Source organism: Vibrio fluminensis (assembly GCF_015278125.1).
GTDB lineage: Bacteria > Pseudomonadota > Gammaproteobacteria > Enterobacterales > Vibrionaceae > Vibrio > Vibrio fluminensis.
In genome coordinates, this window is sequence record NZ_JADILO010000009.1 from 57,740 (window position 1) to 80,579 (window position 22,840).

At 42.3% G+C, this 22,840-nt stretch carries 20 protein-coding genes; 9 read left to right on the plus strand and 11 right to left on the minus strand.

Translation table 11 applies throughout. The features are described 5' to 3' along the window. Positions 1-3 precede the first annotated feature (3 nt). From IRQ95_RS08415 to IRQ95_RS08445, 7 genes are all read right to left on the minus strand, one after another. Positions 4-1,407, minus strand: a complete 1,404-nt coding sequence (locus IRQ95_RS08415) for an MBOAT family O-acyltransferase (RefSeq protein ID WP_194436522.1) — start codon at positions 1,405-1,407, stop codon at positions 4-6. Positions 1,408-1,410: 3 nt separating this feature from the next. Beyond that, positions 1,411-2,913, minus strand: a complete 1,503-nt coding sequence (locus IRQ95_RS08420) for a NosD domain-containing protein (protein WP_194436523.1) — start codon at positions 2,911-2,913, stop codon at positions 1,411-1,413. 8 nt (positions 2,914-2,921) lie between these two features. Beyond that, a complete protein-coding gene (locus IRQ95_RS08425) occupies positions 2,922-4,256 on the minus strand; it encodes an alginate export family protein (protein ID WP_194436524.1) in 1,335 nt (444 codons plus the stop codon). After that, positions 4,253-5,584: a tetratricopeptide repeat protein gene (locus tag IRQ95_RS08430; protein ID WP_194436525.1), complete on the minus strand. Its 1,332-nt coding sequence runs from the start codon at positions 5,582-5,584 to the stop codon at positions 4,253-4,255. Before IRQ95_RS08430 ends, IRQ95_RS08425 begins: the two co-directional genes overlap by 4 nt. Positions 5,585-5,586: 2 nt before the next feature. Then, entirely contained in the window at positions 5,587-6,738 is a 1,152-nt protein-coding gene (locus IRQ95_RS08435; protein ID WP_194436526.1) for a PilZ domain-containing protein, read from the minus strand. Positions 6,739-6,786: 48 nt separating this feature from the next. After that, complete coding sequence (locus IRQ95_RS08440; RefSeq protein WP_284438301.1) at positions 6,787-8,190, minus strand: glycosyltransferase family 2 protein; 1,404 nt, start codon at positions 8,188-8,190, stop codon at positions 6,787-6,789. 76 nt (positions 8,191-8,266) lie between these two features. Beyond that, entirely contained in the window at positions 8,267-9,577 is a 1,311-nt protein-coding gene (locus IRQ95_RS08445; RefSeq protein WP_194436528.1) for a nucleotide sugar dehydrogenase, read from the minus strand. A gap of 611 nt (positions 9,578-10,188) precedes the next feature. Here IRQ95_RS08445 and IRQ95_RS08450 point away from each other — a divergent pair. After that, positions 10,189-10,878 carry a hypothetical protein gene (locus IRQ95_RS08450; protein WP_194436529.1) on the plus strand — a complete coding sequence of 230 codons (690 nt, stop codon included), beginning with the start codon at positions 10,189-10,191 and terminating at the stop codon, positions 10,876-10,878. 289 nt (positions 10,879-11,167) lie between these two features. Then, the gene (locus tag IRQ95_RS08455; RefSeq protein WP_194436530.1) at positions 11,168-11,566 is read left to right on the plus strand and encodes an NUDIX domain-containing protein; all 399 of its coding nucleotides are present in this window, start codon (positions 11,168-11,170) and stop codon (positions 11,564-11,566) included. 430 nt (positions 11,567-11,996) lie between these two features. Here the strand turns inward: IRQ95_RS08455 and IRQ95_RS08460 are convergent, their stop codons facing one another. Together IRQ95_RS08460 and IRQ95_RS08465 are read right to left on the minus strand one after the other, a co-directional pair. Beyond that, positions 11,997-13,220 (minus strand): HlyD family secretion protein, encoded by a 1,224-nt coding sequence (locus IRQ95_RS08460; protein WP_194436531.1) that lies wholly within the window; start codon positions 13,218-13,220, stop codon positions 11,997-11,999. After that, complete coding sequence (locus IRQ95_RS08465; protein WP_194436532.1) at positions 13,220-13,558, minus strand: MFS transporter; 339 nt, start codon at positions 13,556-13,558, stop codon at positions 13,220-13,222. Before IRQ95_RS08465 ends, IRQ95_RS08460 begins: the two co-directional genes overlap by 1 nt. A gap of 108 nt (positions 13,559-13,666) precedes the next feature. Here IRQ95_RS08465 and IRQ95_RS08470 point away from each other — a divergent pair, with 108 nt between their 5' ends. Beyond that, positions 13,667-14,674 (plus strand): AraC family transcriptional regulator, encoded by a 1,008-nt coding sequence (locus tag IRQ95_RS08470; RefSeq protein ID WP_194436533.1) that lies wholly within the window; start codon positions 13,667-13,669, stop codon positions 14,672-14,674. Here IRQ95_RS08470 and yjeH read toward each other — a convergent pair. Then, positions 14,667-15,926, minus strand: coding sequence for an L-methionine/branched-chain amino acid transporter (gene yjeH / locus IRQ95_RS08475; RefSeq protein WP_194436534.1), 1,260 nt, complete (start codon positions 15,924-15,926; stop codon positions 14,667-14,669). The two genes, IRQ95_RS08470 and yjeH, sit on opposite strands and share 8 nt — an antisense overlap. A gap of 292 nt (positions 15,927-16,218) precedes the next feature. On the opposite strand from yjeH, the gene IRQ95_RS08480 reads away from it, so the two are divergent. From IRQ95_RS08480 to IRQ95_RS08500, 5 genes are all read left to right on the plus strand, one after another. Continuing rightward, positions 16,219-16,668, plus strand: coding sequence for an Lrp/AsnC family transcriptional regulator (locus IRQ95_RS08480; protein ID WP_194436535.1), 450 nt, complete (start codon positions 16,219-16,221; stop codon positions 16,666-16,668). After that, positions 16,661-17,581, plus strand: a complete 921-nt coding sequence (locus IRQ95_RS08485) for a LysR family transcriptional regulator (RefSeq protein WP_194436536.1) — start codon at positions 16,661-16,663, stop codon at positions 17,579-17,581. Before IRQ95_RS08480 ends, IRQ95_RS08485 begins: the two co-directional genes overlap by 8 nt. A gap of 115 nt (positions 17,582-17,696) precedes the next feature. Continuing rightward, the gene (locus IRQ95_RS08490) at positions 17,697-18,311 is read left to right on the plus strand and encodes a LysE family translocator (protein ID WP_194436537.1); all 615 of its coding nucleotides are present in this window, start codon (positions 17,697-17,699) and stop codon (positions 18,309-18,311) included. Positions 18,312-18,315: 4 nt separating this feature from the next. Further along, positions 18,316-19,308 (plus strand): Gfo/Idh/MocA family protein, encoded by a 993-nt coding sequence (locus IRQ95_RS08495; RefSeq protein WP_194436538.1) that lies wholly within the window; start codon positions 18,316-18,318, stop codon positions 19,306-19,308. A gap of 13 nt (positions 19,309-19,321) precedes the next feature. After that, on the plus strand, positions 19,322-19,723 hold the full coding sequence (locus tag IRQ95_RS08500) for an OsmC family protein (protein ID WP_194436539.1): 402 nt from the start codon (positions 19,322-19,324) through the stop codon (positions 19,721-19,723). Positions 19,724-19,853: 130 nt separating this feature from the next. On the opposite strand, the gene IRQ95_RS08505 is transcribed toward IRQ95_RS08500, so the two are convergent. Then, positions 19,854-20,321: a L,D-transpeptidase family protein gene (locus tag IRQ95_RS08505; RefSeq protein WP_194436540.1), complete on the minus strand. Its 468-nt coding sequence runs from the start codon at positions 20,319-20,321 to the stop codon at positions 19,854-19,856. A gap of 386 nt (positions 20,322-20,707) precedes the next feature. Here IRQ95_RS08505 and IRQ95_RS08510 point away from each other — a divergent pair, with 386 nt between their 5' ends. Next, on the plus strand, positions 20,708-22,831 hold the full coding sequence (locus tag IRQ95_RS08510; protein ID WP_194436541.1) for a GGDEF domain-containing protein: 2,124 nt from the start codon (positions 20,708-20,710) through the stop codon (positions 22,829-22,831). Positions 22,832-22,840 lie beyond the last annotated feature (9 nt).

Genomic DNA, 22,840 nt, shown 5'->3' on the forward strand with positions numbered 1-22,840 from the left:
ACCTCAAAACTGGAAGTAAAGGAAAGGTGAATAGGCTGACGCCACTAATTTGCTTACAGATAAAGCAAACAAACTGAACACTAACGTTGGTTTAATCAGACTTGGCAGGGCAATAGAACGCTGACTAAAGCGCGTGACGACGTTTTCAAATAGGACATAGCTAAGACCGATGCTTAAAAAGCATATCGCGCGGTAAGAAGGGTTAGTTTGCGAGTTTGCGCCCTCCATAGCTGAAAAATCAAACATAATGGAGTAGTAATAGAAAGCTTGCCCAACGTCGTTGGCTCGAAATGCTACCCAACCAATGATGACGATTAACATCGTTGTGATAAGACGAAATAACTTAAGGTTATCCTTGTTTGACCATCCTGTTAGCCTTTCCAATGCCAGTACAGTACCGTGTAACGCCCCCCAAAATATGAATGTCCAGTTTGCACCATGCCAAAGTCCGCCCAGTAGCATGGTAAGAAGTAGGTTTCGATAGGTCAGTAAGCTACTACCGCGACTTCCACCCAGTGGGATATAAAGATAATCTCTTAGCCAAGTAGAAAGGCTTATGTGCCAGCGACGCCAGAATTCTGTGATACTTAAACTCACATAAGGGCGGTTGAAATTTTGGATGAAGCGAAATCCCATCATCAACCCTAAGCCACAGGCCATATCACTGTAACCAGAAAAATCAAAGTAGAGTTGAATGGAATAGGCTATTGCTCCTAGCCAAGCATCATAAAATGAGGGTTCCGCGAGTAAAAAGCTCTCATCTGCGATTGTTGCAACCGAGTCCGCTATCAGCACTTTTTTGATAAAGCCAATCATAAAGAGCAGCACACCCTCACCAAATAGCGCGAGGCTATGTGTACGAGAGGCAAATTGGTCAGCGATGTCTTTATAGCGTAGAACGGGGCCTGCGATTAGCTGTGGAAACAGGGCGATGAATGCGGCAAAGTCAACTAGACGCTTTGTGACAGGTACATCTTTTCTATAGACATCGACCACATAACTGATGGCTTGGAAAATATAGAAAGATATGCCAATTGGTAGAATAACATTCGCAAGTGGAAGTGGGCTTGCTCCTAAGGTTAAAAGGATGCTATTTAAGCTATCAATCCCAAAGTCGGCATATTTGAAATAAGCCAGAGTTGATAAATTGCCACCAATCGCGAGCGTTAGCCATCGTTTAGCTTTTTTTCTATCCGTATCATTATGTTGTGCAATTTTAAGCGCCAGCCAATAGTTCCACAGCGTCACAGTGATAAATAAGGCTAGAAAATCAACACGCCACCATGCGTAAAAACTATAGCTGCCTAGTAAGATCACCCAAGATTTATACCGAAAAGGAACGACATAATAGATGGCTAAGTAAATCGGCAAGAATAGAAATAGAAATACAGACGAAGAAAAGACCATAAATCAATCCTTAGCTCTTTGAATTTGAAGCGCTGTCGATTCGGCAGTGGTTTCTGAATAGGCTTCAAAGAAGGGCTTCAGCTCGCCAAGGAAGTTGACGTTGTAGCTACTGCCGTTTTCACCTAGCGCGATCTCACCAATGGTGGCGTATTCGAAGTTTGTTGCATTAATTGCAGCACTTTTGTTGGCGACTATGCTGCCGCCAGAGGTAGTAAATGAAACCTTGGCTGTAAACGGGTCTAAGGTTAGATCGCGGTGAGTGTGTTCAGATAGATCGTTAGTATGTCCGTAGAGGCCTGCACCGCCATTGGCTAGTAGGGTATTGTCGAGTACGGCAATATTTTGGCTGTTCCGAAGATTAATACCATGCTCTTTGTTGTTGTATACGAGATTATTAACGATGAAATTGTTGTTACTTTCTTGCAATGTGATGCCATCACCACCATTGTCGAAGGCGCGATTATTTGCCACAACATTATTGATAGATGAACGATCGAGCATGATACCTGAACGCTTATTATTGAAGCTTATGTTGTCAAAAATAAAACTATTGTTCACTTCTCGAGAGACAATAATCCCGTGTTTTTGCAGAGTCCCATGAGTCACGTTTTTCGCGATGATCAGTCGTTCTGAATAATCGTGCGGGTCGATCCCGTAGACGATGTTGTCTATGTATTCATTCCCTAGAATTACGACGTCTTCTGCCTTGTAGCAATAGAAGCCATAGTAGATGTCGATGAACTTGTTATTCATTAAAACACCCGTTGAACGTGTGTTTTCAATCCAAGGCATTTTGTTTAACTCTTGTTCACTTAATTTTTGTGAAGCAAGAGAGATACCGTATGCTTTCGTTCGGAAATAACCTAAGCTTTCAAAGGTGGAATTGTAGAAATAGGTTTCGGATCCATTCCAGACGCTATAAAACGCTCTGTAATCACTTTTCTCGCCAGTCCAATAGGATGGGCTATTTGTAGATTCACGCCATGAGCTTACTGTTGCTCCTAGGATGTAAAACTCTCCTCCTCCAACTAAGAAGGTGCGTCGTTCTTCTGAGAGCCTTAGCTCTTCACCCACATTAATTAGGATAGCTGCATTGCCTCTTACCACAATAGGGTATCGTGCAAGATAGGTGTTTGGTTTGTTCTTATCTTTAACTAGTGCTTGAGGAAACTTCGTTGAGATATCATCTAAGGTCGCCAAGCCATCTTCAATTATAAGAACTTGTGGTATCGCGCCTTGAGCTTTAGCTTGCAATGCCATATCGGTAATTAACTGGAAACGCCTCAATAATCCTTGTTCTGGTAGTCGCTGTAGAGAAATATCAGCCTGATGAGACCATCTAGATAATTTCTCATCAAAAAATGCTTGTTTGTATTTAGAAAGATCAGGCAATAGCGGCACAGTTTGCGTAGGGGGGGCTACTTGATTGCTTGAGTATTGATTGTGTTGTTCTGCAACAGCGCAGAATGGCAATAAGCAAGAGACGAATAGTGTTAATTTTAACATTGTGCCACCTACAGTTTTAAAGTGATATCGAAGCGTAGGCGAGTTTCATCTTGAAAATGGTCAAGGGCATCATCAACCATAAAATGAGATGCTCGTATACGCATCACGCTGCCAAGAGAAGTACCAAGGAAGTTGTCACTGCGGTAAGACGCTTCTAGATCTAAGCCTGTGCCAAGTGTTTTTTGTCTAGTTTCGCTGTGTAAACGGTGTTGTCGGCGAGATATTGGCGCGGAACTATCGGCTTTTTGGTAATGCGAAATGGCACCAGTGACAGACCAATCGCTATCAAATGCGTAAGAGGAGAATATCGAACCGGTCACTAAGTTAGATAGATCCGGGTCAAAGGCATAGTTAAACTGGTAAAGCGCGTCATTGTTACCGGCATATTTCCCTTTATTCGAGGCGAGTGCGGTTTGAATAAACGTGCTGCTCGCATCTTGGCCACCTTCACTATAAGCGAATGTGACACCTAGATATAAAGGTACTGATGTAACCTGTGTTCTAATGCCAGCAAGTAGAGCGGTAGCGGAAATGGATCTTTGGCGTAGCGTACTACTATCAAAGTCAAAAAAACGACCGTTACCAAGTAGTTGAATTGCTTGTAGGTTATAGGCAAATGAACTAGTAGGATCATCTTTGGATAACCAGTTGTGGCTTAGACCAGCCCCTAACCACCATAGCTCGCCTTCTATTGCGGACGAATAGGTATTAGATACCTCGCTCTCATTGATATCTTTGTACTGTTTTGTGACGAGTCCTTTTAAACTCCAGTGGTGGTAGGGCATCCAATCACTTTCAATTTCAGCCCACGCATACAGTTTTGATTTCTCTTCTTCTTTGAGGGAAGTACTTGAATTAAAACTAGAAAATTTTTGCCCTAAACCAAGTTGCCAATCTACACGAGTACTTTTTACTTGCCATGAAAGAGACTCAATTTCTTCATCAAGCCAGTATGGCGAAAGTCGATGTCGTTTTAACCCAATGAACAGGCTGTTTTGTTCTAATTGCTGGGCAAAGTCGTATTGCCACCAGAATTCGTTTAGCTTAAAGACTAAATGATCAGTATCCTCAATGTTAGCTGTCGCACTGTTGTCATCAAATGCGTTATAGACTGATGAATCATTGGTTAGCAGTGCTCTCGCATCTAGATACATACGCTGTTGTTCATTTAGTGTGTGGCTAAACTTGGCGATATACTCCGCACTGATAACATCCTTGTCTTTTTCCATCGAGTTTGAGTTAGTCGACTGAGTTTCAATGGTTGTTTTAATCGCATGCGCGAAATCTGCATTTGCTTGCGTTGATAAACCAGCGAATAAGATTGCGACGACTGTCAGTCTCATGGTGTTACGTCCTTACTGTTGTTTTTTTGGCTGGCGATTCTAGCTATTTTTTCTCTTTCAACTAGCTGTTGAACTTGCGCGCTGAAGGAGGTCTTCTCATCAAGAACGCTTGGTCGTTCTTTGCCCGAAAGTTCATGATATAAACTGAGAAATGCGTTGGAATAAACAGGGTTAGGGATAATTCCATTGCCATCTTTAAAAGCCTTGGATAGTGTTAGGTAGGCTTTATCTTGATTACTTCTTGCCGCTTTGATTAACCAATCGACACCGGGTTGAAGATTCTCTTTACCAAGTATTCCTTTTACATAAGTTTCGCCAAGTAGGTACTGAGCTTCTGGAAGAGAGTCAGCTTGATGCCAATGATTTACGGCATTCTGATAACTCTGCTGAACACCTTTTCCCTTTTGATAGGCTTTACCGATTAGAATATGGGCGGGTGTGTAACCCTGATCAGCGAGTTGTTTTGCCTGGGCAATGATTTCCTGTGTTCGAGGAGACTCTTTGGGTAAATAGCGATACTCGATGTTTATTGCTTGATACCACAATATAGGGTTATCAGCGCCGGTGATCTGTGCTAACGCGACAAACAGTGAAGAGTTCGGTCCGCCGTAGCGCTGGCTTCTTGCTAATTGAGCAAGTGAAGCAACTTCTTGATTGTTTAAATCGTCTTGCGTGTATGCCTCTTTAATCTCGCTAATGGCAGCGAATTTCGATTGTTCGCCTTGATTAGGAACTTGATTAATTACAGCTAACTTATAGCAATTTAACCGATCCTCTTGTGGAGCATTTAAGCAGTATTGATTCAGGTCGGTATTGATAGCATCAATGGTCGAGAAGTTGGCCGCGTATTTAAGTGCAAGCGATAGATTACCCTCAGCAACCAATTTGTTTAACTCAGGCGCTAGCTCGTTCACGTCGTAACTGGAGTAGTACCGCTTATAAAAAGAGATCAAGAGTGGCAGGGCATCTTTAGAAGTGTTCTGACGATGCCAGATCTTGCGATAGAGATCTCCAGTCTCATTCTCTTCAATACTGGCCATTTCAAGCTTTAGTAATCCAAGCTCAGCTTTTGGATATACATCGAGTAGAGAACGGTATAGTTCTTCCGCGTTTTCTGGTGAATAGGTTTCTTCACGAGGATCGGCGTAAATGGCCGCTAAAGCGAGTTTTGCCTCTAAGTAACCTTCATTTGCTAAGCGACTTAGAGCATTCTCTGCCTCGGAGCTGTTTCCTTGCTTATGGAGATGTTTTGAATTATTAACATCGTCGATAACGCATCCAGAGAGTAAGCCGCAAGCCAGTAAAGAGGTTGATAGACGCAAAGACATACTTAACCTCCAGCGTTTGGCGTTACTGAGCCAAATAGTGTGCTGGTGTTGAGTTGAGTTGTGCTCACCATAACCGGTTGATTTAGCCTTAGATCCTCAATAGGCGCGTTTGGAATAACATCGACTTTTACGTATCCCGACCCATTATCGTTGGTGAACATTTCAATATTGGAAACAGTACCTTGTTGGATGTGTTCACTACCGGCGAGAGAGAAATCCAAAGTGTTACCAAGATCTACCGATGATAGGCTGCTGTATGGGAAACTAGCCGAAATAAATGGCTTAGAATCTAAAGAGGCAAGACTAAAGATCGCACTAGACTTAGTTACAAATTGAGCGTCAGTAAAATTGCGTTCGAATACGCGGCAGTCACAAGGACTCTTGACGACCAGTTTGAGATTCTGGCTCAAAATATTTTGTAAGCTCTCGATGTTGAAATCTTTGTTTAGGAGTGTTGGTTCCATCAATTCGTACAGAGGTGACTCGATGGTTGCTAATACATCACCAGCTTTAACGGTATCTCCTGGTTCTACGTGACTAAATATCCGCCCTTCGCGAGGCGTATAAAGTTTGTTGTGTGGAAGCGTCACTTTGGCAGAAAGCGATGATTCAACCCAATAAACATTGTAGATATTAGTGATGAGGTAAGCGAAAGCGCATAGACCGATGACAAAAAATAAACTGGTTCCCACAATGCCTTTCAATTTAGCAAAGCCAGCTAATGGCGCTTGTACATCTTTTTTACGTGGTTTAGCGTAATTATCACGGTTAATTGTCGATAGAACATCACCAGCTTGAATAACTTCACCGGATAAATACTTTGTGATGATCAGGCGAATGGTGGAGATTTCCTGTTTGCTCAGCTCTTGAAACTCACAACCAATGTTACCATCAGCAGAGGCGTTAATTTGGCTAAATCTAACGGGTACGCTAAAGCTAAAATCTAAGAACTCAAATCGTAATTGGCCCGAATAAAGTTTGTTTGGTTCAATCGTATTGTCGGCGTTGTTGATGCCAAATCCACTCGCTGAAATATTCTCGAGTTTCAGGACCTTCGTGCTGCTGTCTAAGGCAATGGTCGCTGGAATTTTTACCCTAGCATGCCTACGTTGTACTTCAGTCTCGTGGACGAGGGATGGTTGATTTACTGCCATGTTACATTCCTAATAAATTTGTTCTTCTGAATTAATGAATAGAGCGCTTTAAACAAGCGATACGACTACGGCTAAGAACAAGCTAACCGCTGAGAAGGTCGCAACTCGAGTCGACCACTTGTTGAATCGTCCCTGAAAAGAGGTGTCGACTTGAGCTAGAGTTGTTTTCTGCCTTGTCCAAGATTGGCGATTGAGTCTGAATACGACATAAATCTTGACCAATGAACCAAATATCTGGTTGAAGTAGAGCATTGCTGGATAGCTAGGACCTATTTTATGACCGGAGCTAATAAGCAGCAGGGTTATGAATGTTCGAGTTATCGAAATCCAAAGTAGATAGACAACCAAATAACCGACATGATATTTAAGGCCGGCATAGAGAGCGGCGGTCAACCCTAAGATACTCGTCCACATCGAAATACGTTGATCCCAGACAACGTAATAGGTGAACCATCCTAGTCGATTAGCCCCTAGTGACGTTGCACGAGTATTTTGTCTAAGGTTGTTGCCATACCATCTAAACATCAATTGTTTAGCAGACTTGATGAAGCTTTTGTTAGGTGGGTGTTCGACCGTTTCTATAATTGCATCTGCAACATAAAAAGTGTCCCATCCTTGCTGCATCATGCTAAACCAACTGGATTTATCATCACCGGTTAGGAACTTAAATGTACCTAAACGCCAGTGTTTTAGATGGTCATTCTCGACATCATCAATAAAGTGATGAGAAGTGACGACGCTTGCGCGAAACATTGACATTCTGCCAGTCATGGTTAAAACACGTTTAGACAAAGCCATTGAGCACATAGAAATATGACGCTGAGCAAAACGTAATTTGTGCCATTGACTCATCCAGTAAGAGCCCTCCACTTCACATACCTCATTGGTCGTGAGAGCCCCTACATTGGGATATAGCGAGAAGTAACCAATAGATTTATCGACACAGCCGGGTTGAAGAATTGTGTCGCCGTCGACGACAGCGACTAAAGCAGTTTCATCGGGAATATCTCGCGAGATCGCTCTAAAACCATGCGCCAAACCATCACGTTTACCTGTTCCGGGAATACGAACTAAGCGAAGTGCGACTCTCTCATCAGGTGGCGATAGTTCTTCCCATAGCGCAGTCATGATCTGCTCATCTGACTGCTCTACGATTGAAGCAACAACCGTGGTAGGGTATTTAGAAGCAATGGCTTCTTCGATAATAGATTTGTACACCTTCGCTGTTGTTAGCGCATCTATACGAAAGCTTGTCACCATCAAATAAATATGTGATGGAGGACATTCTACTATTGCTTGAGCCGCTTTTTTCCGTTGGCGAGGGAAGACAATGAATAAAAAGATCCATCCACGTATGAAATGGATGAAGCCAACGCTGTAACGCCAAATACCAATCGCACCGATGATAAACAGAAAATCGTGATGTTCTGAATCAAATACTGACGTAGGCATTAGGCTGGCTAAGCCTAGTATGAAACACGAAAGAAAGAGCCAGCCAGTTATATCTTTGAAAACCCTCATATTTGAATTACCAACAGATACCTTGTTTGTTTTCTTCTGACTGGTTGTCTGTTAAACCATGTAAATCAATTACTTTGGTTTTTGCCGGTAGGTCTTCAAGAATCGACTGGTAACTCTTATCACCATTACAAACAAGCACAAGCTCTGCGCCTAGAATGCTTTCGTCAGGTTCGTCGACTAACAATGATGAGATATGAGGAATATGATTGTTGATGTATTCTTTATTTGAACCATGGACAGATGCGTACTTGACGTTACGGTCGAGAATAGAAAGATCGTAGCCTTTACCGATGAGTTTCTCTGCGAGAATAACAAAAGGACTCTCTCGTAGGTCATCGGTTCCGGCTTTGAAGCTAAGACCTAGCATAGCTACTTTCTTAATGGACGCCTCTTTAACCATATTAAACGCACGCTCAATGTGAGCGTCATTGCTTTGCATGATTGAAGAGATGACAGGAGTCGCCAAATCTAGTTGGTTCGCGCGGTAGCTTAGCGCTCGGACATCTTTAGGTAGGCAAGACCCGCCGAATGCAAAACCTGGTTTCATGTAGTAGCTAGATAAGTTGAGCTTTTTATCTTCACAAACCACGTTCATTACTCGTCGGCCGTCGACACTCACTGATTTAGCGATGCTACCGATTTCATTGGCAAAACTAACTTTTAAAGCATGCCAAACATTACAGCTGTATTTGATCATTTCGGCCACGGCAATATCTTCACAGATAAATGGCGCGTCTAAATCACTGTATAATGTTTCTAGTTGCTGGCCTGTGATCTCATCTAATACACCGACGACTGTCATTGGTGGATTATCGTAGTCGTAGATAGCGGTACTTTCGCGTAAAAATTCAGGGTTCACACCAACACCAAAATCTTTACCAGCAGTCTTACCTGAGTATTGTTCAAGTGTAGGAATGACGATTTCAGCAACGGTTCCAGGAAGTACTGTACTGCGAATTACGACAGTATGTCGGCTGTTTTTTTCTTTAATTACGGAACCAATTTCTTTACACACTTCATGAATGTAATCGGTATTGAGGTTACCATTTCTAAGACTAGGAGTTGGGACACAAATCATTGAAATATCGCTGTTTAAGACAGCATGTTTGTAATCTGATGTTGCCGTAATAAATTGATTATTGACGCCTTCAGTAAGAAGAGCATCTAAACCTTCTTCGACAATAGGGGACTTACCACTACCGATCATTGCCACTTTGTCTTTTGAGACATCGACGCCAATGATGTTATTTCCACGCTTAGCTAAACAAGCGGCACAAACAGCCCCTACATAGCCCATACCAAAAATACTTATGTTCATTTGTAACTCCCCCAAGTAGTTAAATATTTAAATAATGATTAATTGTTCTGCACGAGTTTAACGAAGGGGTATTTTTTAGGTAATACGAAATTAGCAAGCGAGTAAATTCCGCTATTAAGTGTTTTGTTGCTAATAAATGGGATTAACTACCGCTATGAGTTCTATTTTTAGCTATTTATATTGAGTTTTAAGTCTTGCAAGGGATTTGCATTTGAAATTGTTATTAATGGTTAGTTAGGAAAGTATGAGAAAGCTTTATCGGTATTATAAATGTCGTATATGTTAACTGAGCCTACGTTAATCAGTGAGATTAACATCAAATATATTGATGAAATTATACACTTAACTTTCATTATTTAGCTTTTATCGAATGGTATATTAATTATTTTAGGGGGAAATGTCAGGATTTTTTTGTTTTTAGATGCGTAACATGTTGTATTTAATTAATAATATTTGAAATATTTAGATTTCCTGTTTTTAGTGTTTCTTCATTTCAATCAGTCTTACTACCTCAGTCTAACCACGCAAAGATTCATAACTTGTACTAGCCTTAACGGTAAGTTTCAGTCTGTATTTAGTGAACTTAACCTAGGGTTAAGTAGGTGTTAAAGATGAGTTTTTTCTGGAAAAAAATCAGCAAAAAATATGCAGGGCAGAAAAGTGGAGTACTTTGCCCTCAAGTTAAGAGTCAGCTAGTTGATTGTGCGTGGTTAGTGTTATTTGTCACGTTAGCGAGCCTACTGGTTAATGTATCCATACGAGTCGATGTGATGTATTACGGCACGACGTTAGGTGAATCGTCATTGACTGAATCTCTTCAAGTCGCCATTTTACTCGCGGTATCCGCTATGTTTTTTAAGCTATCTCAAGCAAAGGAGGGTGTGCGTCACGCGGCATTGCTTATTTGTGGCTTTTTTTTGGTTCTGGCCATTCGTGAATTAGATCATTGGCTAGATATGATAATACATGGCTTTTGGTTCTACCCTGCATTGTTGGTGACTGTGTTTGCTCTTAGCCAAGCTTACAAGGGGGGGATCAGCACATTAGAAGAAATGGCATTAGTGCTGAAATCTTCTTATGGCAAGCTGATGATCGTTGGTGTTGTGTTATTAGTTGTATTTTCGAGGTTGTACGGAATGGGGAGTTTTTGGCGTGAGGCTATGGGAAATAATTATATTCGTAGTGTAAAAAACATATCAGAGGAAGGGATTGAGTTGTTATGTTACACATTAATATTTTTGGCCTCTATTCAGATATATAGAAAGCTAATGTCACAAGATAAGAAATCAGCCATCGAGTAGAGAAAGCAAGTTAGAACGTTACGAGAATTAACTTATAGTGCTTTGGTTTAATATTTTTAAGGGCTAAATAAATAGTGATTACATGTCTTTCTAAATGTTTGTTACGACAAGGTGATCGAGAATAAACTGCCATTATTTATTAAAGTTGCAAGCTAGACACGGTTATTGTCCCTCGATATTTACTATTATATGTGGGTAGTAGATTTATTGCTTCGTCGCTATCGTACATTTCAAAGTGCAATATAAGCACTGAGATAGAGGCGCAGTTCGCTAAATTAAGGAGAAATAAGTGAAACATTTGGCAATGGCAGTGGTAGTAAAAGAAGATAAAGTATTGATTCAAAAATACTACCGTGCCGATCGCGGGACGACATTCGAGTTTCCAGGAGGGAAAGTTCATTTAGATGAAACTGGTACAGATGCTGCTGTTCGGGAACTGGCTGAGAAAACCGGTGTAGTTGGGTTAGAACATATAGCGACTTATACTAAAGTCAATGAGTTAGGTGGTCGGATTTATTTTGTTATTCTTCGACCTGGACGTGATAGCGATTCAAAACCAGTGGATCTATCGTTAAGCTCAGATCTAAATTGGTTGTCACCAGATGAAATTCCCCAATCAGAACTCTTTAGTGCCGATCGAGAGTTCATTAATCAATACCTTTCTCAGTACACGCTGATTCCCGCTTAAATATTGTACTAATCGGGATAGACGTCGTTTGGAACAACACGTAGCTTGCCGTAACTAGTTATTTTAGTTACGTCATTCCTGAAACAAAGTACAACGAAGTCACCAGCGGTTTTTATCTGCAAGAATGATCAAGTACTTATCCTGATTAGTATTATTCGCCAATAAAAGAAAAGCCAATCACAATGGTGTGATTGGCTACATTATGTGTGAACAAAATTGGGTTCACTAACAACGTCAGTTGGCTAGGTGACCCTCGGCTTAATAAGGGTCACTTTATAAATAGCATTTTATGTGCCATCTTTTTCATGAGCAAAACCATGCGTAAGCCATTGTATTCAGTATCTGTTAATTGATAACTTTGCGTTTTGCAATTGCAAAATGCAATGAACTTTAAAATGCTATTGTTATTTAGCTCAGTAATAGTCGCGAGTTATATAGAATAAAAGAAGTATAGTTGTGACTTCATGCGAATAATGATGCCGCGAATAACATCTAAGAAAGCTAGAAAACCAATGGGTTTTTCTGCACTTACCCAAGCGAGGCCCACGGAACCTACAGGGATGTCGTAGCCATCAGGCTCATCAATTTTTAGACGCACAAAGTGATGCTTGTTCTGCAGATTTTTTCCAGTGGTTGCCCGTACTGATTGATCCAAACCTAGTAGGTTCCCTTGAGACTCACCTGTTGCTTCGACAATACCTTCTACTTGCGCTGAAAATATCTTACCGGGATAGATTGAGGAAGAAAACTCAGCGGCTTGACCCTGCTTGATGTTACGCATCGCTTGATGATTGACGCGCATTAATACGTATTTCTCATCGGTGTACATTTGCAATCTAGGCATCATCGAGATGCGCTGGCCTTCACGTAGAATAAAGTTTGTCACAAAACCATCTGCTGGGGCATAGACCTTGGTACTATCTAAATCCCACTGAGCGCGTGCCACGTTTTGTGCGGTCGCGTTAAGATCACTTCGACGGCTCTCGATGGTAAGTTCGGCTTTGCCAATAGCAAGTTTTGCTTTTTCTACTTCCACTTGCTTGGTCGCGATTTGCGATTCGATAGTTTCGATTGAGTGCTCAGCTTTTACTACCGTCGTTTGCTGCTTCTCCATATCGCTTGCTGTAATCGTATCTTTTACAATTTGGTTCTGTTTTTGGTAGCGCGTTAGGGTGTTCAATTGCAGTTTATAATCGGCTTGAGCTGTTGCCAATTGTGCTCGGCTCGTTTGTAGATCTTGTACGACTGATTGATAGTTTGCTTTTGCTACGTCGACATCTTGAATAGCGACGTCTAGCGCAACTTGCGCAGTTTGTTGATTAACTTCCGCTTGGCGCAGTGCGATTTGGTATTGGGTGTCATCGATCTCATAAACCAATTGCCCCTTCGTGAGTTGCTGATTTGGCTTGATATGAATTTTTGTCACTTTACCTTTAACATTCGAGGAATCTGGGCGAAGTTGAATGTGCGGTGATTGCACCACTGAGCCCCCAGAGAGGTCCATCGGGGTATAGTTGATAAGTCCTACCCAAACAAACAGTAGCCAACCAGTACCACCTAAATAAGCGAATGATTTGGTGTATTTGTTCCAAGGCATACCGACAAAACGCAATAGGTAAATAAATAGAGCCCAAATGGCTAAGCCTTCTAACATTATTTTTCCTCGCTGGTCGTAGGGGTGTTCGAGCTATCATCCGTTGAGCCGTGACGCCACGTATCACGAAAATTGATGATCGCTTTTTCCATATCGACAAAAGCGAGAATAACCGCAATTACCCAGACCCAGTGCCAGATAAATCCAATCCATGTGAGCGCTGTTATTAAGCCAATTTGATGATGGTCTTTGCTATGTGCTTTGTTGATTGGTAATTCATGAAAACGCCAGAAGCCATAGGCTGCGGCGGCGATCGTTCCCACCAATACGACAGTTGCGAAAATATGTAGTGCGGTGTCTGCCCCAGTACCAACAAATGGCACGCTAACTAGACTCATGTAAGACTCCTCTTGGTAACAATGAGATGGATTGTGATCTAGATTTGATTACTGAGACTTTTTATGACAGATTTAATCAATCGGGGCTAAATATTGATTGGATCTGTAATGGAAGGTGTGCACTTTATTCGAGCTTTGGGCTTAAGAAATATTCATTATCGGGTAATGCAGCGTTATGAATTACCAGCGAATTCATTGGCGATTGCTGACTCAGTCCTCGCTTATCCTATGACGCTAATTCCAATTTCTGAAGCTAATCGTTGGTATCAACAGCTCGAAATTCAGTCAAAAAATCCGGATATCATTCTCGATGTCGCGGCAGATATTCGCCCAGAAGATTTGGGGGCTGTTGCTCGTTGGCTTTTTTCAGGCATTGATTTAGCGTCTGCGATTCGTCGATTAAATTATGGGATCGCCAGTTTACAGTCAGGCGCTTACCTAAGCGCCTCTCAAAGTGGCCCCATCATTAAATGGACTTATCAAAACCCTTTTATTGAAGTGAATAATAAAGTCCATGATGGCGTACGAGCAGCGATCTTTATGTGTAAAGTTATTCGCCATTATGTCGGTGAGGACTTTGTGCCGCTGCGAGTGATGTTTCCCGGTATTCGTGATAATCAAGCGAGATATAACCAATACTTTGGTTGTGATATCGGCTGGAATCATTCTAAGACGGAAGTGTGGTTTCATGCGGATTTGAGGCTTGCGACCCAATCAAAATTGGTTGGCGGAAAGAAGCAACTTGCCATGAGCTTTACTGAATTAGATGAGTTTCTCAATATGCCGGAAGCCGATGATGAGATTAAGGTGATTTATGAACTACTTAACTATAGCTGTCACTATGGTTTTCCGACCGTTGAGCGTGTCTCAAGCTTGGCGGGTTTATCACCACAACAATTCCAGCGCAGGCTCCATGCGATTGGTATGAACTTTACTAATGTAACCGCTTATGTACTGAGCAATATCGCGGTTGGTTTGCTTGATAAAGGGGTCAGCATAGAGGAAGTCTCGCGACGGCTGGGTTATCAGAATGTCGCGAGTTTTAATCGCATGTTTAAAAAACAAAGAGCGTTGACGCCAAAGCAGTTTGTTCAGCGTTTAGAAGAGCTTAGGTAGCATTTATATGTTTGTTTTGTGACTCAGGCTTTATTTGATATAGCAAGAATCCGAATAACACTAAAGCGTAGATCATCGACCAGCCCACAAAAGCCATCATGACGATACAAGTGAATAGCGCGACCAATGCGAGCGCTTTTGCGAAGCCGCTAAGTAGGCGGCAGGCTGCTAGCATCGCCATAAAGTAAACTAAGATAAAAACCCCATTGGCAAGTTTGACGAAAAACTCGAGATCTAATTGTGACCATTCACCAATGAAGCAGGAAATGAGCAATACGCCGCCAACGGCAAAAGTCGCATTAGCAGGAATGCCATTCGATGATAAGCGGGCAATAGGGCTACTTGGTTTGTAATCGCGAGCTTGTGCCCAAAGCATGCGTGATAGGCTTTGTGTGTATAGGTTGATACTGGCAAAGCAGGCTGCAAATCCAAGTAAGCTAATAATTAATTTAGCTTGTGGACCAAACAAGGCATCAGCAAGGAATGGAATTGAACCTGCATCAAACTCTGGAGAGCCGTAAGCATGGAATTTAATGATGACAACGGAACATGCCCAATATACGGCGCCTGCTATGATACAACCGACCACAATGGCGATAGGGAAGTCGCGCTCGGGTGACTTAAACTCTTCCCCCATATGAGCGAAAGCTTCAATACCAACAAAGCACCAAAACATGACGGATAGGGCGCTGCCAATAACAAGCCAATCGCCTGCTTGAATCGAGGGCATCGTGAGTTGATTAGGGGTGATGTCTCCATACCACCAAAAAGTAGCGACTAAGGCCAATATGCTTAATGCAATTAAGGTTTGGATACGGCCCGATGCTTTAGCGCCAGATAGGTTAACCATAACCAAAAGTACAACGGTAATGACTTGGGCAATCAGTGGATGGTTGAGCCATTCTGGTAACAGTGGTTGTAGAAACCCAGCGGCCAGTGCAACAGCGGCTGGGACACCGACCGGAATAACACTTAAAAATAGCCAAGCAATGCTTTTTTCAAGTCGCTGATTAAATGCTTTTCGTACAAAGAACGCTGTACCTCCAGCGTTCGGATAGCGTTTGCCTAACATGGCAAATGTTAATGCCACAGGGCATATCGCTATCAGCAGCACCGCCCATGACCAAAGCGATAAGACACCAGCTATCGTTGCGGCGAGCGCTGGTACCATAAATAATCCTGTCCCAAGCAGGGTAGTGGATAATTGCCCAATGCCTGACAGTAGGGTGATCTCTCTTTTTAGTTCAGCCATGATTTCCGTTTCGCTCCATGAATCCAATACCAGCTCGGTCCTTTCGTTTTAGATTACGCGGATATAAGTATTTGGTCATCCAGCAAAGTGCGTTTTTTAACCGCCATATTGACTAAAATTTCAAGTTACACCATCAAAATGACGTTTATCACGGCTCTTTTCTTTTTCTTTTTTCTCAACCATCAACTCTTGTCTCTGTCTTTTGTCTCTCAAATCTCGATCTTCTTGAGCTTACATCGCCATCGGGTATTATTAATTGATCATTAAGGAGTTTGATATAGGTGGAAGCGTGATGGATCAGTTCGATGAAAAAATACTTACCTTGTTGAAGCGCGATGCTCGGTTGTCGGTGAGTGAGCTTGCGAATCAAGTGAATCTGTCTCGCTCAGCGGTCACCGCACGAGTAAAAAAGCTCGAAAAGCAGGGTGTTATTTTGGGCTATCACGCTAATGTGGTGAAACCAGAACAAACGGTAGTGATTAAAGCTTACCTCGCGCTTAAATTTGATACTTCTAGTTCAACTAAACACTGTGAGTCTTATGCCGCCGAGATTTATCAAATTGAAGGCGTAAAATGGAGCCATGCGATCAGTGGTGAGACCGATATGATGCTCTACGTCGAAACGTCGACGATGGAGCAATTGAACAATATTCGTAACCAGCTTCATCAAATACCTGAGCTCTTTCAGCTCACAACACATACCGTATTAACCGAGTTTTTTAATACCTTACGCCATGATTAATCATATCAACCTTAATCTTTTGCGCTCTCTACAGATATTGATTGAAGAGTGCCATGTTAGCCGCGCTGCGGTGAGGCTGAATATCACGCAATCCGCTGTGAGCCGTCAGCTAGCTCAACTGCGTGAGTTATGCGATGATCCCTTGCTGGTAAGAAGTGGTAATCAATTGGTCGCCACGCCAAGGGCGCTAGCACTGCTAGAAAGAGTGAATACTCTGCTCAATCAAGCGGATGAGCTTTTCAGTGATGCTCCCTTTGATTCGACCACTTGGCAGCAGGAGTTTGTGTTTGCTTCTAGTGACTATGTGGCGCAATTTATTGTGCCGCAAATTATTCCTATTTTGGGTAAACAAGCGCCTTTAGTTGATTTCAGCTATCGCTTGTGGCAACAGGAGTACTTGACCAACCTATTGCCGCTCGGAATTGACCTTGCTTCAACCATGTTACCAGAGGCCCCAAGCCACTTGTCGAGTATCCACATAGGAGAAGATCAACCAGTATGCTTGATGCGTCGAGAACACCCATTGTGTCACCTTTCCAATTGGCGTCCTGACGATGTGGTGAGTTTTCCTCACCTAAAAGTGACGGGTGGCGGAGATAAAGATACCCATGCCGATATTGCATTGCGAGAGTTAGGTTTGGTTCGTAGAGTGGCCGTAAAAGTGCCATTTTTTGCCACGGCAGTGAAAGTGCTGCAAGAGACAGACTTACTGATGATTGTGCCTGATCATATCGCTGCGAATATCGCAGCAGAGTCTTCACTAATCTATCGTCCGTTACCTTTTCAATGCATTACGCATAAGTATTGGCTTATGTGGCATCCCAAATTTGATCAAGATAAAGGGCATGAATGGATGCGACAACAGGTGCTGCAAGTGATGCGTATCTCACCTAAGTCGATCCAAATTCGCTGAATAATGCTTTGAGTATGATTTGAAGTCATGATGTTTATGATTAAGTTTGATTTCAAATCATCACTAGGAAAAAGTAACTTACTCTCATCTACTCAATTTATCGTGGTTATTGATTATGACGGTTACCGTTTGGTTGTCTCTGTTTACTGTTTGTTTGTTGGGGGCTATGTCTCCTGGTCCTAGTTTGGCGGTCGTTGCCAAACATAGCTTAGCGGGAGGACGCACCAATGGTTTTGTCACCGCTTGGGCGCATGCGATGGGTATCGGTATCTATGCATTTATTACTTTAATTGGCTTGGCGGTGGTATTGCAGCAATCTCCATTGCTGTTTAAAACCATCAGCTATGCGGGTGCACTTTATCTCGCTTACCTTGGTTACAATGCACTACGCTCAAAAGGAGGCGTGGCTGCTAAGCTTGAATCCGGCGAGCAGACAACGTTGATGCAGTCTGCGCGAGAAGGATTTCTGATTTCAATTCTTAGCCCTAAAATTGCTTTGTTTTTTATCGCTTTGTTTAGCCAGTTTATTGCGATAGGGAGCGATGTGACGAGTAAGTCGATTATTGTACTGACACCGCTTGTGGTCGATGGCTTATGGTATACCTTGATTACCTTATTACTCTCAAGTCCCAAGCTTATTGATAAAATCCGTAGTCAAGCACAGTTGATCGATCGACTTTCTGGCATCATTCTCATTTTGCTAGCTATCCGTGTCGTGTACACCGTATAAAATTATGATTAGACTTGCCGTTATCGGAACCAACTGGATTACCGACCAATTCATCGAGGCTGCTCTGGCGAGCGGTCTCTATCAGTTATCCGCGGTTTATTCGCGTTCGATTGCCAGTGCGGCAAAGTTTGCGGAGAAATACGCGCATATAGAGCCACAGCCACGCTTGTTTGACGATTTGCAAACATTAGGTGAAAGTGACTGCATTGATGTAGTGTACATTGCCAGTCCGAATTCATTTCATGCACCACAAGCGATGCAATTGATGCGTTGTGGTAAACATGTCATTTGCGAAAAACCGCTTGCAGCAAACGAAGATTTAGCTAAACAAATGTTCACGGTGGCTGAAGAGAACAATGTTTTGTTGTACGAAGCCTTTATGTCAATGCACACCCCAAACTTTAAGGTGTTACAGGCGCAGATGGGTGAAATAGGCAATATCACTAAAGCCTTTATCAGTTACTGTCAGTACTCCTCTCGTTATCAAAAGTACTTAGCGGGTGAAAACCCAAATACGTTTAATCCCGAGTTTGCTAATGGCTCAATTATGGATATTGGTTTTTACTGTTTATCATCTGCCGTGGCATTGTTTGGCGAGCCAAAACGAGTGATTGCGCAGGCGCAATTATTATCTTCGGGTGTAGATGGCAGTGGTAGCGTTGTACTTGGCTATGATGGTTTTGAAGTTGTCATACAGCACTCGAAAACCAGCGACTCTCATTTGCCAAGTGAGATTCAAGGTGAAGATGGCGTGTTGCAGGTCAAACTGATCTCAGTTGGACAACAAGTGCTAAAAATCAAACGTGGCGAACAACCTGAAGATCTAACCGTCACCCAACATAGTAACCCTATGTACTACGAGACGCTCGATTTTGCTGAGCAACTCAACAATAATAAAATGAATCCGGCTCGTACCCAACGTTCACTGGTGGTAGCGAAGCTGTTGACGGAAATCCGTCGCCAAACCGGGGTCGTTTTCCCTCAAGACGAAGTTTAAGAAGAGAGTGCAGATGCAAGCAGAAGTTAAATGGATTGAAGACTTTAAGTTTTTAGGTCAATCACAATCTGGTCATTCAATTGTTATGGATGGCAATGGCGGGGCAACGGCACCAAGTCCAATGGAAATGGTGTTGATGGCTGCGGGTGGCTGTAGTTCTGTCGATGTTGTTGATGGTCTTAAGCAAGCTGGTAAGAAAGTAACGGGTTGTGTGGCTAAATTAACCACAGAACGTCGCGAAACTCCGCCACGTATTTTTACCCAAGTTAACATTCATTTTGAAGTGTCTGGCCAAGACTTGGATGCGGACACTGTAGCGCAAGTGACAGCCGCTTCCTTAGAGAAATATTGTTCAGTCTGTTTGATGTTAGGGGCAGGCGTTGAGATGACCCATAGCTGGGAAATTTTGGCTTAAATAAGCGCTAGAATGAACAAAGCCGAGTCATGCTGACTCGGCTTTTCTATTGATATTACTTATCGCAGCTTAGACTATTTACAACCATTGGGTGCGTTATGTTGATGAGACAATGTTTACCATCCAAAGTTTAAGGCAAAATCTCGATGGGTGTACCAGCTCTCACTAGAGTAAGCAGTTCATCCATTTCTTCATTACTCAGCGCAATACAGCCATTGGTCCAATCAAAACTCTGAACAAACTGGCTAGGTCTCATATCGCCATTTTTTTGCCCATGAATCTTAATGTCACCACCAGGGCTTAAATTAAGGCGCGCCGCATTGGCGATGTCGGCTTCATTGGGGTAGCTAATGTGAATCGAGCGATAAAATTGCGAGTCTTCCATTACATACTCCAGTTTATAAACGCCTTCTGGAGTACGTTGATCACCTTCATAGACTTTATGCCCTTGAGGACGTTTACCAAGAGCAATACGGAATTCTCGGACAATTTCATCACCGCGAAGTAGATAAAGTCGTCGCTTAGATTTATCCACTGTTACCTTATCAATAGGTAAAACACCAGTGGGTATGTCATCGATATTTGCTTTAACTGACATGGATAAAACAATAAGACAAAGTGATAGCAGCAGTTTCATCTAAATATATTTTTGAGGTTATTGTTGTTCTTTGGCTGTTTGGGATAAAAACAGCACTCAAAGGTCCGTAATCATACCTTTTGGCTTTCTAATTGAATAGCGGTTGTTTACAACCTAGTCAAAATAGTCTCGATCATCAAGTTATTGAGACAGGATCTAATTCGCTGGTGACAGTACCAATATGAATTTGTGATTGAATTTTTACAATCCTGCGGAAGTATGAAAACTGTTGAGCAAACTAAGTGCGAGTGACTTAACATCGTGTCTTAATTTTAATATGAAAGGCTTAAGCTAGGTGATAATTTGGTAATGAAGTCGATAAATTCACTCTACGAATAAAGGTTATCATGTTTGCCCGCGCACTTTTGAAAAACATAATGTCAGCAAGAAGCCATAAGCTTTTGGCTATGGTTGTGTTTGATCATTTGGAAGAACTTTTGGCTGCGAATTCACTATGTGTAGTATGCGAGCAAAAGTTTTTTGGTACAGACACCGCTGTTTTTTCGCGCGGAGTGCCAACAGAACCGAGTTGTTATCCTGAGGAGTTTTGGTCTTGGGTTGCTCAGTTTGATACCAGTGATGGAATGATTCCTATCTCTATTGCGGGCAATCAATTTGACGCGCTACGAGAGAATAACCTAGACACTTACATCTTTGTATTAGACAACTACAGCAGTGCTCGTACCTATTTAATCGTAGAAAACATCGAAGCTGGAAAAGTTACCGATGCGAGTGAAGGTAATGCTCTTGAGTTGATGCAAATTATAGCTTCACGCTGGCAATGTTTACGTGCAGAACTCGAGGCTAAGAGAGAGTATCGCCAGCGAGACATTAAAGAAGGCAAGTATCTTGATGTTATCCATCAACGTGAACAGTTCATTGAAGATATGAACTTGGTTCAAAAGATTGCGGTGGAGATTTCGAATCCAGAAACGTTGGATGAACTACATCGATTTGCGGTCGAATCTGTTCGCGAGCAACTTGGCTTTGACCGTACCGCACTGATGTTACTCGATATCAAAAAGCGATGTTTTAGTGGTACTTATGGTACGGATGAAAATGGTAATACAACCGATGTTCATCATACTCAATATGATCTTCATCAATTAGAACAAGAGTATATTGATGCCCTGTTTGAAGGGGTTGAATCCTTAGTTATTATCGAAAACGCACCGCTTTATAATGATGGTACCGTCATTGGCCAAGGCTGGAATGGCATGCTGATTTTACGTGATAGTGAGGACACCATTGGTTGGATAGCTCTAGATAATTACATTCATCGTGCGCCAATTACCGACTTCCAACGACAAATTTTAGAGTCATTTGGCTCTTTACTCTCGCAGATTTATATCCGTAAACGCCAAGAGCAGAATGTACGTATGTTACATGCCAGCATGGTTGAGTTATCACGTTGCATGACCGTTAGAGACGTATGTAAATCTGCGGTAACCTTTGGTATTAACCGTTTGGGTATTGATCGTCTAGCTGTGTTCTTAACCGATGCAAACTGTTCCTACATGCAGGGGACTTGGGGGACAGATATACAAGGTAACGTTGTGGACGAGTCTTACTATCGTTCTGAGTTAGTTGATAGGACTATAGTGTCGAATGCGCGTTCAAATCCGAATGAAGTTGTCTTTGACGAATCTGTGCCAATTTACCATGACTTTCATATTGTTGGATTTGGTTGGACTGCGATGACAATGCTGACCAGTAGTAGCGGTGAGCCGATTGCGTTTATTGCAGCAGATAACTTGATCCGCCGATCTCCGCTCACTTATCAGCTTCGAGAAGTGATCCGAATGTTTGCTTCGAATTTGACAGAGGTGTTGTTAAGAACTCGCGCACAAGAGGCTGTGCATGTTCTCAACGAGACACTTGAAGAAGAAGTTAAAGCTAGAACGAAAGAACTACAGCTTGCCAATGAGCAACTAGAGATCATGGCTAAAATGGATCCTTTAACTCGCCTTGGTAATCGGAGAATGTTGGAGTCGGTATTGGAAAAAACGTGCTCACATTGTGATGGTTCTAAGCAAACTTTTGGCTTAATCATTGTCGATATTGATCACTTTGGTTTGTACAACAATTGCTATGGTCATATGCAAGGTGATATCGCATTGATGCGTATTGGCAGCCTATTACAAGCGAAAGCGGAAAAAAATAATGAAGTGTTTTGCCGTATAGGTGGCGAAGAATTTGCACTTTTGGTGGTAAATCGAACCGAACAACAAGTATCACAATTGGCAGAAAATATACGCTTTAGTATAGAAAACGAAGCTATTCCGCATGAAGATAATGAAGCGAAAGGCGTGTTGACTGCGTCAGTAGGTTATACCGTTATGGAGCTCAGCCGCAGCGAGTTCAATTTTGACGCATTATATAACCAAGCTGATAGGGCTTTATACTCAGCTAAAGCTCGAGGGCGAAACAAAGTGGCGAGTTTTGTTGATACTGCACAACTCATTGAGTAATAAAACAGC